16 protein-coding genes are annotated in these 14,828 nt (G+C 27.9%); 15 read left to right on the top strand and 1 reads right to left on the bottom strand.

The annotated features are described in order from the left end of the window. The first annotated feature begins 11 nt into the window (after positions 1 to 11). From murF to HCG70_RS10430, 14 genes are all read left to right on the top strand, one after another. Positions 12 to 1,370, top strand: a complete 1,359-nt coding sequence (murF, locus tag HCG70_RS10500; protein ID WP_042396649.1) for a UDP-N-acetylmuramoyl-tripeptide--D-alanyl-D-alanine ligase — start codon at positions 12 to 14, stop codon at positions 1,368 to 1,370. A 40-nt stretch (positions 1,371 to 1,410) separates the two neighbouring features. Continuing rightward, positions 1,411 to 2,397 (top strand): phospho-N-acetylmuramoyl-pentapeptide-transferase, encoded by a 987-nt coding sequence (mraY, locus tag HCG70_RS10495; protein ID WP_042396652.1) that lies wholly within the window; start codon positions 1,411 to 1,413, stop codon positions 2,395 to 2,397. Positions 2,398 to 2,419: 22 nt separating this feature from the next. Beyond that, positions 2,420 to 3,544 carry a stage V sporulation protein E gene (spoVE, locus tag HCG70_RS10490; RefSeq protein ID WP_042396656.1) on the top strand — a complete coding sequence of 375 codons (1,125 nt, stop codon included), beginning with the start codon at positions 2,420 to 2,422 and terminating at the stop codon, positions 3,542 to 3,544. 147 nt (positions 3,545 to 3,691) lie between these two features. Next, complete coding sequence (locus tag HCG70_RS10485) at positions 3,692 to 4,528, top strand: cell division protein FtsQ/DivIB (RefSeq protein WP_154820417.1); 837 nt, start codon at positions 3,692 to 3,694, stop codon at positions 4,526 to 4,528. Between the two features lie 10 nt (positions 4,529 to 4,538). Next, positions 4,539 to 5,258, top strand: coding sequence for a DUF881 domain-containing protein (locus HCG70_RS10480; protein ID WP_042396661.1), 720 nt, complete (start codon positions 4,539 to 4,541; stop codon positions 5,256 to 5,258). Positions 5,259 to 5,270: 12 nt separating this feature from the next. Next, positions 5,271 to 5,621 (top strand): small basic family protein, encoded by a 351-nt coding sequence (locus tag HCG70_RS10475; RefSeq protein WP_042396664.1) that lies wholly within the window; start codon positions 5,271 to 5,273, stop codon positions 5,619 to 5,621. Beyond that, positions 5,622 to 6,359: a DUF881 domain-containing protein gene (locus HCG70_RS10470; protein WP_042396667.1), complete on the top strand. Its 738-nt coding sequence runs from the start codon at positions 5,622 to 5,624 to the stop codon at positions 6,357 to 6,359. 128 nt (positions 6,360 to 6,487) lie between these two features. Then, entirely contained in the window at positions 6,488 to 7,144 is a 657-nt protein-coding gene (locus HCG70_RS10465; RefSeq protein ID WP_394805641.1) for a YggS family pyridoxal phosphate-dependent enzyme, read from the top strand. Positions 7,145 to 7,157: 13 nt separating this feature from the next. Further along, positions 7,158 to 7,604 (top strand): cell division protein SepF, encoded by a 447-nt coding sequence (locus HCG70_RS10460; RefSeq protein ID WP_042396673.1) that lies wholly within the window; start codon positions 7,158 to 7,160, stop codon positions 7,602 to 7,604. Between the two features lie 266 nt (positions 7,605 to 7,870). Further along, positions 7,871 to 8,638: a YlmH/Sll1252 family protein gene (locus tag HCG70_RS10450; protein ID WP_042396676.1), complete on the top strand. Its 768-nt coding sequence runs from the start codon at positions 7,871 to 7,873 to the stop codon at positions 8,636 to 8,638. Positions 8,639 to 8,652: 14 nt separating this feature from the next. After that, positions 8,653 to 9,255: a DivIVA domain-containing protein gene (locus HCG70_RS10445; protein ID WP_042396681.1), complete on the top strand. Its 603-nt coding sequence runs from the start codon at positions 8,653 to 8,655 to the stop codon at positions 9,253 to 9,255. Positions 9,256 to 9,408: 153 nt separating this feature from the next. Further along, on the top strand, positions 9,409 to 10,320 hold the full coding sequence (locus tag HCG70_RS10440) for an RluA family pseudouridine synthase (RefSeq protein WP_042396683.1): 912 nt from the start codon (positions 9,409 to 9,411) through the stop codon (positions 10,318 to 10,320). A 78-nt stretch (positions 10,321 to 10,398) separates the two neighbouring features. Then, positions 10,399 to 10,935: a bifunctional pyr operon transcriptional regulator/uracil phosphoribosyltransferase PyrR gene (pyrR, locus tag HCG70_RS10435; protein ID WP_042396687.1), complete on the top strand. Its 537-nt coding sequence runs from the start codon at positions 10,399 to 10,401 to the stop codon at positions 10,933 to 10,935. 15 nt (positions 10,936 to 10,950) lie between these two features. Further along, complete coding sequence (locus HCG70_RS10430) at positions 10,951 to 12,108, top strand: class I SAM-dependent RNA methyltransferase (protein ID WP_055275729.1); 1,158 nt, start codon at positions 10,951 to 10,953, stop codon at positions 12,106 to 12,108. A gap of 66 nt (positions 12,109 to 12,174) precedes the next feature. Here HCG70_RS10430 and HCG70_RS10425 read toward each other — a convergent pair whose 3' ends face one another. Continuing rightward, positions 12,175 to 13,914 (bottom strand): NFACT family protein, encoded by a 1,740-nt coding sequence (locus HCG70_RS10425; protein WP_042396693.1) that lies wholly within the window; start codon positions 13,912 to 13,914, stop codon positions 12,175 to 12,177. A gap of 89 nt (positions 13,915 to 14,003) precedes the next feature. Here HCG70_RS10425 and dapF point away from each other — a divergent pair, with 89 nt between their 5' ends. Continuing rightward, a complete protein-coding gene (gene dapF / locus HCG70_RS10420) occupies positions 14,004 to 14,822 on the top strand; it encodes a diaminopimelate epimerase (RefSeq protein ID WP_055290968.1) in 819 nt (272 codons plus the stop codon). The last annotated feature ends 6 nt before the right edge of the window (positions 14,823 to 14,828 follow it).

Raw genomic sequence — 14,828 nt, 5'->3', positions numbered from 1 at the left:
GAGTGATTATTATGCAAATAACTTTTAATGAAATGTTAAAAGCTATGGATGGAGAAGTTATTGTACAAGGAAAGGAAATTAAATTTAATAAGATTTGTATTGATACAAGAAAAGTTGAAAAAGATAATGTATTTCTTGCAATTAAAGGGGCTAATTTTAATGGGAATGATTTTGCATTAAAAGCATTAGAATTAGGTGCATCTGTAGTAATTATAGATGAAGTTAAATTTAATATAGAAGATGTTAATGTAAATGGAACAGTAATTAAAGTAAAGAATACAAGACAAGCACTTTTAGATTTAGCAAAGTTTTATAGAGAAAAGTTAGGACTTAAAGTAATAGGCGTAACTGGTTCTACTGGAAAAACTTCTACTAAAGATTTAATAGCCGCTCTATTAAGTGATAAGTATAAAGTTTTTAAGACTAAGGGAAATTTTAATAATGATATAGGCTTACCATTAATGATATTAGAATTGACATGTGATTATGATGTAGCAGTTTTAGAAATGGGAATGAGCTCATTAGGTGAAATAGAATTGCTTGCAGATGTGGCAAGACCTGATATAGGTGTTATAACTAATATAGGATTATCGCATATAGAAAATTTAAAAACTCAAGAAAATATATTAAAAGCTAAGATGGAAATAAGCACTTTCTTTAATGAAAACAATGTTTTAATAGTTAATGGAGAAGATGAATTTTTAAAGAATATTTCTGGAAAAAGTTTTAAAGTTAAAAAAATTGGTTATAATCATGAATATGATGTTTACGCATCTAATATTATATTAAGAGAAGATGAAACAGAGTTTCTAGCTCATGCTTTTGGTGAAGAAGCTGTATTTACTCTACCAATGGCAGGAAAACACAATGTGTTAAATACAATGTTAGCTATCGAAGTTGCAGAGTGTTTAAATGTATCTTTTAAGGAAATGATTTTAGGATTAGAGAATATTGAAGCAACATCAATGAGATTACAAGTGATAAAAAGAGAAGGGCTTACTATAATTAATGATTGTTATAATGCAAGTCCAGATTCTATGAAATCTTCTTTAGATGTACTTTCTGCTTATAAAAATTGTAGAAAGGTTGCTATATTAGGAGATATGTATGAACTTGGAGATGAAGCTAAAAGAGCTCATTTCGAAGTAGGGGAATACGCAAGAGATAAAGTTGATCTATTAATCGTAATAGGTGAACATATAAATAACTTTAAAGATGGTTTTAAGAATGATAATATAATCATGTACAATACTAAAGAGGAATGCATAAAAGAATTGAAAAGTATTGTTAAAAAGGATGACGTTGTATTAGTTAAAGCATCAAGAGGTGTTAAACTAGAAGACGTTGTTAAAAAATTAGAAGAGGTTTAATTATACGAAGGAGGTGAACTGCTTTTTATAGCAGTAAAAGATGGGGGATAGTATTATGAACATATTACAAGGAGATATAACAAAAACATTAATCATTACATTTGTATTAGGAGTTATTATAGCTTTAATACTTGGACCAATTACAATTCCTTTATTAAAGAGATTAAAGTTTGGTCAAAATATTAGAGAAGAAGGTCCTAAAAGCCATTTAAAGAAAGCTGGAACACCTACAATGGGTGGTGTAATGTTCATTTTATCAACTACAATAGTTATGTTGATTGTAAGTCGTAGCTTGACTGATAAAGGAATGGTTGCATTATACTCACTAATAGCATTTGGATTTATAGGATTTTTAGATGATATTTTAAAAATACTAAAAAAACAAAGTGAAGGATTAAAAGCTTGGCAAAAGATGGTTCTTTTATTAATAGTTTCAGGAGCATTTGCTTATTATAGCTATGTAAATTTACCACATGATATTGCGATACCTTTTACAAGTATGACTCTTCCTTTAGGAGTATTATATATACCATTTGTTATTTTTGTTTATGCGTCTATGACAAATGCAGTAAACTTAACTGATGGATTAGATGGTTTAGCATCTACAGTATCAGTTTTAGTATTAACATTTTTTGCAGTATTAACATTTATATTAAAGGATTATTCATTAACTGTTTTTTCAGTAGCTTTAATAGCTGGATTAATAGGTTTCTTAAAATTTAATGCATATCCTGCAAAAGTTTTTATGGGAGATACAGGTTCTCTTGCAATTGGAGGAGCAATAACAACTATAGCAATTATAAGCGGAAATCCATTAATAATAGTTTTAGTTGGTGGAATTTATGTAATAGAAGCTTTATCAGTAATAATTCAAGTTACTTCATTTAAATTAACTGGTAAAAGAGTGTTTAAAATGGCTCCAATACATCATCACTTTGAACAATGTGGATGGAATGAAGTTAAAATAGTAACAGTATTTTCAATTATAACAGTACTTTTATGTATAATAGGTTTTTTTGCAATTTAGTAATTAAATTGGAGGAATGTCTATGAATTTTAATAGGCCCAAGGATAATAAGAATATGGGGCAAATAGATTATGGAATTTTTTACACGCTATGTATATTGTTATCTATAGGTGTTGTAATGGTATATTCCGCTAGCTCATTTTATGCTATGTTTCATAATAATGATAGTATGTATTTCTTTAAAAGACAATTAATTTGGGCAATTATTGGTGTAATTTCTATGACAGTAATGATGTCGATTGATTATCATAAGCTTAAGAAAATTACACCAACATTACTTATATGTACAATTCCACTATTAATTGCGGTATTCTTTTTCCCAGCAATTAATGGTGCGAAGAGATGGATTTCGTTAGGTCCATTATCTTTTCAACCGTCTGAGTTAACAAAATATGCAGTTGTAATGTTTTTAGCTTTTAGTATTGATTTAAAAGGTGATAAAGTAAAAGACTTTTGGCATGGGTTAGTACCGTATTTAGGCGTTGCAGGTTTCTTTGCAGCATTAATATTAGCTGAACATAATATGAGTATTGCAGCTATTATAATGATAGTTACATTTATAATGCTTTTTGTAGCAGGAGGAAAAATAAAACATCTTTTTGGAATTATTTTACCTGCACTATTTACATTAGCTATATTTTTTATATTTAGTTCGGACTACAGAAGAGAAAGAATGTTAAACTTTATAGATCCATGGAAAGATGCAGCAGATGCTGGATATCAATTAATACAATCATTTTTAGCATTAGGTTCTGGAGGATTAACAGGATTAGGGTTAGGTCAATCAAGACAAAAAACCTTATATATGCCTGAACCCCATAATGATTTTATTTTTTCCATAATAGGTGAAGAAGTAGGATTAATAGGATGCTTATTTATAATAGGGTTGTTTTTGATATTTATATGGAGAGGTGTTAAAGTTGCTATGAATGCAAGAGATACTTATGGTAAATTATTAGCAATGGGTATAACTTCAATTATAGCAGTTCAAGCTATAATAAATATAGCAGTTGTAACTGGTTCTATGCCTGTTACTGGAGTACCGATGCCATTCATTAGTTATGGTGGTACGTCACTAGTAATTAATTTAACGGCAATGGGGATTTTACTTAACATTTCAAGGCAAGTTGAAAGGAAAATAGTATAATATAGGTTGGTAAGAGCTTCTAATTTTAGAGGCTCTTAAATTTTTATGTACAATAATCCAAGAATAATATAAAATAATTATAAAAAATTACAGGTTTTATGTTAAAATTATAGTAAAAGATTGAAATAATGAGGGATAAGGTAAGTGATGAAAGACGCAAAAAAGTTTATAAAAGCAAAAAAAAGAAAAAAGTTAATAAAAAAGGTAACTTTAATGACGATAGTAATAGTAGTAGCTTTATTTATTTTCTTTACTAAAGCACCAATTTTTAATATTAAGTCTATTACCTTTAAGGGAAATGTTACTATAGCAAAAGAGGTTTTATATAGTGAAGTAGAGGATAGAATAGGGTTAAATATTTTTACTGTAAATCAGAAAAGCATAAAAGAGGAAATTTTAAAGAACAGATATGTTAGTTCTGTTAGTGTAAAAAGAAAAGGCCTTAATGGATTAGTGATACAAATAACAGAGGAAGCTCCAGTTTATTACATAAACGATGGAACTAAAATTTCAATTATTAATGAAAATTTAGATGTAATAGAAGAAGTTGATAATCTTGAAGGAAGAAATTTAGTTGAGATAAAGGGATTGGATTTAAGTATAGTTAATGATAAAAGTCGTGTAGATGATTTGCATACATACAAGAATATTTTAGCTAATTTTTATCCATTTATTTCTCAAAATAAAGAAGAAATTCATCTTTCAAGTTTAGATATAAGCAATATTGTAAACATAATTGGATATATAGGCGATATTGAAATATTCTTTGGCGATGATAGTGATTTATACAATAAAATGGAAAATGTGTATAGAATAATTCTAAATGATGGTATAAATATGAAAAAAGGATATATTAATGTTAGTATAAATGGTTCACCAGTAATAAAAAATGAACCAGTTGAAGAAGATGAAGCAGAAAGTAATGAAGAAAATCAAGTTACAGATGAATTTGAGCAGGATGTAATTATTCAGGGGTTAGAGTAGGAGGAATAAAATGAATAGAGCAGTATCTCAGGTAGTTGTGGCAGCTGTTTGTGCATTATTAGGTTTTTTATTAACTTATCAGTTTAAGGAATTAAATTCAGCTAATAGTGGTAATATTGATTATAATAGTTCGGATATTTTATCAGAAATAGAAAACTTAAAAAAAGAAAAAGAAGATTTGCAAAAAAATAATGAAATACTTTCAGAAGAGTTAAAACAATTAGAAGATGCAGCAGCAAAAGAAGGGGAAGTTGAAGGAGAAATTAAAAAGCAACTGGATAATGCAAGAATGCAACTTGGACTATTAGATGTAAAAGGACCAGGATTAGTTGTTACATTAGCTTTAAAAAATTCAGTATTTGGAACTAATGGAACTCAAAATGTAAATACTGTTAGTGAAGAAGAAATTGTAAATTTAATTAACTCTTTATGGTATGCAGGAGCGGAAGCAATTTCTATAAATGAAATGAGAATTACGCCTCAAACAGGTATAAAGACTGCTGGTAGTTCAATTTCTATAGGTTCTGCAGGTAGAATTGATCCTAATAGTGAAATTACTATAAAAGCTATTGGAGATAAAAATAAATTAAATCTTGCTGTTAATTTTCCAGGAGTTTTAGATTATGGAGCATTAAAAAGTTATAGTAGTGATGTTAAACAAAGTGATGATATAACAATAGTAAAGACAACTCAATCATTAAGGTATGAGTATATAAAACCGGTACAATAAAGGAGGAAGTTTATGATAGCAGTTATAGGTTTATTATTAGGCGTGTTTTTAGGATTAATTTTTGATGTAAATATACCAGAGAATTTTTCTCCTTATATGTCAGTTGCAATTTTAGCATGTTTAGATTCTGTATTTGGAGCTTTTAGGGCATCATTAAATAATAATTTTAAGCCAGATATATTTATATCAGGTTTTTTTGGAAATGCTTTACTTGCTGCAGGATTAGCATATTTAGGAGATAAATTAGGGATTCCAATATATATCGCAGCAGTAATAGTATTCGGTGGTAGAATATTTGATAATTTTGGATCAATTAGAAGAATTTTATTAGAAAAGTTTAAAAATAAACAAAGAGGTGATTAAGTGATAAAAAATACAAGTAAATTTTTTATTTTACTAGCCTCGATTTTAATAGGTTTTTTAATTGTAGTTAATGTAGGAAAGAATAGTATTAATGGATTCTTTAATATGAATTCAATTGAATATAAGGATGCAATTGAAGAAAGAAATAAGCTATATTATGATATAACAGCATTAAGTGAAGACAATTATGAGTTAATTAAAAGAATTGCATTACTTGATGTTGATGATGACGGAAATAGTGAAAAAGTAGTAGAGCATATGAAAGAACAATTAGATATATATTCTTTACTTTCGGGAGTAGATGCAACAAAGGGGTCAGGTATTATATTGACAATTAATGATGGAGATTACAATATCAATACTGATTCTCAAGATGAAGTAAATAGAAAAACTTTACATTCAGCAGATGCAGCATTAATATTAAATGAATTAAGAACCGCAGGAGCTGAAGCTATTGCAATAAATAATTATAGAGTTTTAAATACAACTGGACTTGTATGTGCATGGGCATTTATAAGATTCGAGGAAAATGGTAATGATATGGAAGGAGCTCCTTTTAAATTTTATGCAATAGGAGATCCAGATCAATTAGAAGCAGCATTACTAGCAGAAGGTAGTCATATCAATGAATTATTAATAAGAAAATTGAAGATTACCATTGACAAATATGATGAAATGGAATTACCAAAGGCAGTTAAATCAATTTCACCCAAATTTATGGAAAGAGCCGATAATTAAATTAAAAAAAGTATTAAAAATTATAAAGAAAAATGTTATAATTATATAGTAGTATAGAAGGGAATTTTATACTTTTGAAGAATATAAATGTATGGAAGATATTATGCTCTTTCAAGGGAGGGATAAATATTAGTATTGCAGAGAAAAATATGGCAATTTTAAATGAAATACCTAAGGACGTTACTTTAGTAGCTGTATCTAAAACTAAACCCATAGAAATGATAATGGAATGTTATGATATTGGTCAAAGAGATTTTGGAGAAAATAAGGTTCAAGATTTAATTGCTAAAAAAGAAGTATTACCTAAAGATATAAGGTGGCATTTTATAGGTAAATTACAAACAAATAAAGTGAAGTATTTAGTAAATAATGTTCACTTAATACATTCTTTATCTAGTATAAAGCTATTGGGAAAAATAGAAAGTGAATTTGGAAAAAATAATTTATCTGCAGATGTACTTATTCAAATAAATATTGGAAGAGAAGAAAGCAAAAGTGGTATTTATGAAGAAGAGCTTGAAGATATGATCAAAGCTGTTGAAAATTGCAATCATGTTAATGTCAAAGGCCTTATGGTTATAATACCGAAAGGTACTGATGAGGAAAATAGATATTATTTTAATAAAACTAAAAAAATATTTGATAACTTAAAAGATAGAAAGCTTAAAAATATATCTATGCAAGTTTTATCAATGGGAATGACAAATGATTATAAAATTGCAATCCAAGAAGGAGCTACAATGATAAGAGTTGGTTCTGGAATATTTGGATTAAGAGAAAAGTAGGAGGATGGAGTAAATGAGTATGTTTGAAAAATTTAAAGAAATAATAGGTGGCGGAGATTATGATGAAGACTTCGATGATATAGATGAAGTTGAAGAAGAGGAAGAAGAAGTTGAAGAAGTTGAACCAATAATCTCTAAACAAAGAGGTAATAAGGTTGTTAATATTCATAATTCAGCATCAGCTAAGGTTATGGTTGTTAAGCCTGCTTCTTATGATGAAGCTAGAGAAATTGCGGAAGCAATAAAAAATAGAAAAATTGTAGTTGTTAACACTACAGCTATGGAAACTAAAATAGCACAAAGATTAGTTGACTTTATTAGTGGTGCTTGTTGTGTATTAGGAGCTCAGCTTCAAGAAGTTGAACAAAGAGTATATTTACTTTCACCATCAAATGTTGAAGTTAGTAATGAATTAAGAACTGAAATAAGCTCAAAAGCACTTTTCAATTGGAATAAGTAGGAGGTGATTCCAATAGGAATCATAGGTAGTTTTTTATATTTACTATTTTCAGTTTTGAATATAACAATTTTAGCTGAGGTAATTTTATCATATATACCTAGTATTACTGAAAGTAATTTTTATAGAATTTTAATTTCATTGAATTATCCTATATTATAACCTTTTAGAAGAATTCAAGAAAAATTTTTTGAAAATATGATGATTGATTTTGCGCCTCTTATGGCAATTGTTGTATTAAATTTAATTAGTGGGATGTTGTTATAATAATGATTTCTAAAGAAGATATTTTAAAAAATTTTTTAAAAGAAGATACTGAAGATGTTTTAAAGGTTTATGAATGCATGAGTTTAGCCTATAGCAAAGGTATTCCTATGTTTACTAAATTCTTTTGTAAACCTAATATATGGCTTTTCTTTATTAATAAATTTAATTCGAATAATTTCAAAGTAGAAGCTAAGGGTGCTTTTGATGAATGTGATAGAAGAATACTAGCATTTAATAATATTTATGATATTCCTATGCCTTATAGGATTGTAAAAATTATTAATAAATCTAAATTTAACAATTTATGTCATAAAGATTATTTAGGAGCTATTATGGCTTTAGGATTAGAAAGAGAAAAGCTAGGTGATTTAAGAGTAATCGATGATTTTGCAATAGTCCCTATTTATGATGAGGTTGCTGATTATGTTATAAGTGAATTAAGTAGCGTAGGAAGAGCTCCTGTAATTGTTGAAGAAGTATTTGAAGATAATTTACCTAAGTGCAATTATGTAGAGGAAATTATAATAGTTTCATCTCTTAGATTAGATAGTATAGTTGCAAAACTTGCTAAATTATCAAGAGGAAAAGCAATTGATTTGATTGATAGTGGAAAAGTATTAGTTGATTATTCTAAGAGTTCACAAAAGAGTAAAGATATAAAAACTAATCAAAGGATTACTATTGGAGGAACAGGAAAGTTCATAATAGGGGAAATTGTAGGAAGCACAAAAAGTGGAAAATATAAAGTTAAAATAAACAAATTTGTATAGAAGAGGTGGATGGAATGAAATTAACTCCTATGGATATAAACAACAAAGAATTTAAAAAAGGAATAAGAGGATATTCAGTTGAAGAAGTAGATGAGTTCTTAGATGAAGTTGTTGAAAACTATGAGGAAGTATATAAAGAAAATTCTAGATTAAAGGAAAGCTTAAGCAGAGTTAATGAGAAACTTGAACATTATGAAAAATTAGAAGTTACAATACAAAATACACTTTTATTAGCTCAAAATGCAGCTGATCAAGCTAAGGAAAGTTCTGAAAAGCAAGCAGAATTAATAATTGGAAATGCAAATGAAACAGCACAAAGAATTTTAGATAAAGCTCATGGTGATGTTATTGCAATTAACGATGAGTATGAAAGAGTTAAGCAAGAGTTTATAAAGTTTAGAGCTAAATTTAGAGGATTTATGAATACACAGCTTCAGACATTCGATGAATTAGAAAAAGATTTAACAAAGAATTACAATGTTGCTCAACCTATAGACAAGTATGAGCTTCATGAAAAAGAAGCTGAAACTTTTACTAATGATGAAAAAGAAGAATTTAATGTAGAAGATCTTAATGATGATATAAATGAGGTTAAGAGCTTCTATGCTAATAACTAATACATATAGGAGGCCGATATTCGGTCTCCTTTAGTTAATTTATTCATTATTATTTTAAGTTAAGAATTTAGTTTATAATTCATACTACTATTGAGTAACATAAGTTTATATATTATAATGTCTTAAGAATACAAATAGACGGAGTAAAATTATATGGAAAAATTAAATTATTCAATAAGTAATGAAGAACAGGGACAAAGAATAGATAAGTATTTATCATTGATGATAGAAGGAAAATCTAGATCATTCATTCAAGGTTTAATAGATGATAAGAAAGTTATGGCTAATGGAAAGGTTATAAAAAGCAACTATAAGTTAAAAAATAATGATGAGATTACTGTAGAAATGCCGGATCCGATAGAACTAAATGTTGAACCAGAAGAAATGGATTTAGATATTATTTATGAAGATGAAGATGTTATAATAGTAAATAAGGCAAAAGGGGTTGTTGTTCATCCTGCTCCAGGAAATTATACTGGAACTTTAGTTAATGGAATATTACATCATTGCAGTGATTTATCAGGAATTAACGGTATAATAAGACCTGGTATTGTACATAGAATTGATAAAGATACATCAGGAATACTTGTTATAGCTAAAAATGATGAGGCTCATAATAAATTAGCAGTTCAATTTAAGGATCATTCTATTAAGAGAGAGTATTATGCTTTAGTAGAAGGAAAGTTTAGTAGTACTACTGGAACTATTAATAAGCCTTTAGGAAGAGATAAAAAAGACAGAATAAAAATGGCTATTAATGAAGATGGTAAAAGAGCTGTTACTCATTATGAGGTTTTAGAGCAATATGATAAGGGGATATCATTAGTAAAATGTACGCTAGAAACGGGGAGAACACATCAAATAAGAGTTCATATGGCTTCTATAGGTCATCCATTAGTAGGTGATTTAGTGTATGGATATAAAAGACAAAAATTTAATGTTGAAGGTCAAGTATTACATGCTAAAACTTTAGGGTTTATTCATCCAAGAACTAATGAATATATGGAATTTACATCAGAGTTGCCAGAGTATTTTAAAGAATTATTAAATAAACTGAATTCTTAAATTTATAAAGAAAGTTTTAGCTTTAAATTGAAGTTAAAATTTAATATCTGAAAATATATAAAGTAAGGAGTTATTTTTATGAAATTAAAGGCAAATTTATTAGATGCAAATGCAGTTAGAAGAAGTTTAATTAGAATTTCTCATGAAATAATCGAAAAAAATAAAGGTGTAGAAGATATTGTATTAATTGGGATAAAAAGAAGAGGATATCCTTTAGCTAAGAGAATCGCTGAAAATATTGAAAAAATAGAAGGAGTATCTGTAGAAGTTGGATATGTTGATATAACTCTTTATAGAGATGACATAACTGAAGTTACAGAAGCACCTAAAATAAATTCAGTTGATTTAGGAGTTGAAGTAAAGGGTAAAAAAGTAATATTAGTTGATGATGTTTTATTTACTTGTAGAACTGTAAGAGCAGCTATAGAGGCTATAATTGATGGCGGAAGACCATTATCAATTCAATTAGCTGTACTAATAGATAGAGGACATAAGGAGTTGCCAATAAGAGCAGATTACGTAGGAAAAAATATACCAACATCAAAAACTGAAATAGTTGCAGTTGAAATAAACGAAATAGATGGAGAAGATTCAGTTAAAATATATGAATCTTAAAAGGAGACATAAATAATGGAATATAATTTAGTAGCAACAACAACTTTTGGGCTGGAAGGAATAACAGCAAAAGAGTTAAAGGCATTAGGATATGAAGATTTAACAGTTGAAAATGGAAAGGTTCATTTTGAAGGGGATGAAATGGATATTGCAATAGCTAATGTTCATTTAAGAACTGCAGATAGAATTTTTATTAAAATGGCAGAATTCGAAGCAAGAAGTTTTGAAGAATTATTCCAAGGAACTAAAGCTGTAAAATGGAGTGATATTATACCTGTAAATGGTGTTATGCACGTTGTAGGTAAATCTGTTAAGTCTACACTTTTTAGTGTTCCAGATTGTCAATCAATTGTTAAAAAAGCTATAGTAACAAGTATGAGCGAATCATATGGAGTATCTCATTTTTCTGAAGATGGACCAGTTTATAAGATAGAAGTATCAATTTTAAAGGATGTTGTAACTTTATCTATTGATACAAGTGGTGTAGGTCTTCACAAAAGAGGTTATAGAGAAGAAGCTGGTATTGCTCCATTAAAAGAAACATTAGCAGCTGCATTAGTTTTAATATCAAGATGGAAAGAAGATTATACTTTAGTTGATCCATTTTGTGGTTCAGGAACTATTTTAATAGAAGCAGCAATGATAATGCAAAATATAGCACCAGGTTTATTTAGAAACTTCGTAGCAGAAACTTGGCCAACTATAGGTTCAGAGGTATTTGAACAAGTAAAAGAAGGTGCAGAAAGATCTATTAAAAATAAGGATATAAAACTTATAGGTTATGATATAGATGGAAGAATGCTTAAGATTGCTAGAAGCAATTCACAAAAAGCTGGAGTTGCTAAATACATTGAATTCCAAAAGAGAGATTTCAAACAATTCTCAAGTAGTGAGAAAAATGCATTTATTATAACAAATCCTCCATATGGTGAAAGACTAGGAGAGAAAAAAGAAGTAGAAGAGCTTTATAAGTATTTAGGTATGAATAAGAGAAAGCTTGATACTTGGGATTTCAATATACTAACTTCTTATGAAGGTTTTGAAGTACCATTTGGTAGAAAAGCTACGAAAAATAGAAAGCTTTATAATGGTAAATTAAAATGTTACTACTATCAATACTTTGATAATGAAAAGATAAAGAACAATGGAGATATGGTTGTAAACCATATTTAAGGTAGTTAGAGTTAGAATAAAGAGAATGAAAAAGGTTAAATTGTAAAGCAATTTAACCTTTTTAATCTATTTCTTTTCTAGATTCAAACTTTTAATATCAGAAGGATCAACAGTCATTGTATAGTTTGTATGGTATATAACCATTCCAGGTTTAGCACCATTAGGCTTTTTTAAATTTTTTACTAATGTGTAATCAACATCTACTTTTGAAGATTCTTTTGCTTTACTGTAATATGCAGCTAAAGTTGCAGCTTCTACTAAAGTATTATCAGGAACATCGTTAGAACAAACAATTACATGTGATCCAGGAATATTTTTAGTGTGAAGCCACATATGATTTTTGTTTGCAAACTTTAATGATAAATTATCATTTTGAATATTATTTTTACCTACAAAAATGTCAATTCCGTCTGATGAGATATAGTGAAGCGGTTTTGATGGTTTTGCTTTTTTATTATTTTTACCATTAGCTTTTCTTTTTCTTACATAACCAGTTGAAATAAGTTCCTCTTTAATATCATCAATTTCAGTATAGCTTTCGCAATTTTCAATGTTAGTTAATACTGAGTTAAGATACTCTAATTCATCACTATTTTTTTCTAATTGTTCAATAGCTGATTCCTCTGATTTTTTTAACTTATTATACTTTTTATAATAGCTTTGAACATTTTCAGATGGTGTTTTGTTTTCATCAAGTGGTATAGTTACCTCTTCACCATCTTCACTAAAGAAATTAACAGTAGTGAATGAACTATCACCTTTTTTAATACTATAGATATAGGAAGTTAATAAATCGCCTTTTATTTTGAAATCTTCTTTATCATTACATTTTTCTAAGACACTATTTAATTTATTTTCTTTCTTTAAACATCTTTCAATATTAGTAGTTACTAATTTTTGAAGATTTACAGAACGTCCTTTAATTCTTTCTTGTTTATCCTTTTCTAAATAGTATTTATCCATTAATTCATGAATATTATCAAATACTTGCGGTGTAAAATTATCCTCAAGTTGATCTAATGGAAGCATATAAAAGTCTACATAATTGCCATCTTTATCTTTGTATATAGTAAAGACTTCGTTATCAATCAAATCTTTTAAGAATTTAGATAAGAATATGCTTATATTTTCTATTGAAAAATCATTATAAGTTTTATTATATTCCATAAATAAATGCTCAGATAATGGTTTGCTAATACCAGTAAAGCAAGAAACAAAGAAATTTTTGTTAAAAGTTATAGAATTATTATTCACAAACTCTTGCAAAGTGGTATTATTATAAGAGAAAGGATTAATTTTAGTTGATTTTGGAGGAAGTTTGTAAGTTATTCCTGGATACAAAACTCTAAAACTATTCATTGAAGGAGAAATATGTTTTATACACTCCATAATTTTATTATCTCTTTCTCTTACTAAAGTAATATTACTATGTCTACCCATTATTTCTACTATTAATGTGTAGATACTATTAAAACCAAGTTCATCAGATGATTCAATAAGGAATTTTACAATTCTATCACCTTCAAGTTGGACAATATCAATTATTTTACCACCGATTAAATATTTTCTAAGAACCATTGTAAACATAGGAGCCTGCAAAGGGTTAGCTTTTATAACTTCTGTTAAGTTAAACCTTGGATATTTTGGTGAAGCAGATACTAAAAGTTTAAGATTCTTTCTTTCTTTTCGTAAAGTTATTATAATTTCATCTTTTTCAGGCTGATTAATTTTATCAATTTTAGAATTTAATATTGATTTTTTTAAATCTTCAACTAAACTATATAAGTAGATACCGTCTATTGCCATAAATTTCATCCTTTCTTTAGTATTAATTAAAGTAAGTATATCATTATTTTTTGTAATAGTAAAACGGTTAAATAAAGGAGGCAGATATTATGAAGTTTACAAAAATGCACGGAACAGGCAATGATTTTATATTTTTATTAGATTTAGATAATAAGTATATTGGACAAGAAGAAAGTTTAGCAAAAAAACTTTGTCATAGAAGATTTGGTATAGGAGCAGATGGAGTAGTTCTTGTAAGAAAATCTGATATTGCTGATATAAAAATGGTAATAATAAATAGTGATGGTTCATGGGCAAATATGTGTGGAAATGCTATAAGATGCTTTGGAAAATATGTTTATGAAAGAAATATTGTATCAAAAGATTTAATATCTGTTGAAACTGGAGATGGAGTTAAAAAACTGAATCTTACAATAAATAATGGCACTGTAGATGGTGTTAAAGTATATATGGGTGAAATATCTTTTGATGGTTCATTAGTTCCGTTAAAGAATAAATCACAATTAATAAATGAAGAAATAAATGTTAACGGTAAAAAATATAATGCATCAGCTCTTTTAGTAGGCGTACCACATACTGTCATATTTGTAGATGATGAAAACTATGATGTTAGTGAAGGGAAATATATTGAAAAGTTTGAACTTTTTGAAGAAGGAACAAACGTAAATTTCGTTAAAGTTGTAGACGATGAAAATATAATAGTAAGAACATGGGAAAGAGGTGCTGGAGCAACTTATTCTTGTGGAACAGGATGTTCAGCATCAGTTGTTGTATGTAATAAATTAAATTTAACAAAAGAAAAAGTAAATGTAAAAGTACCTGGAGGTGAGTTAAGAATAGAAATTGAAGGCAATTCAATTTATATGATTGGAGATGCAAACTTTATTTGTGATGGAATAGTGTATTAAAAAATG

This window comes from Clostridium sp. K04, from assembly GCF_019734375.1.
Classification (GTDB): Bacteria; Bacillota; Clostridia; order Clostridiales; family Clostridiaceae; genus Clostridium; species Clostridium saudiense.
This window is presented reverse-complemented; position numbering and strand designations above follow the sequence as displayed.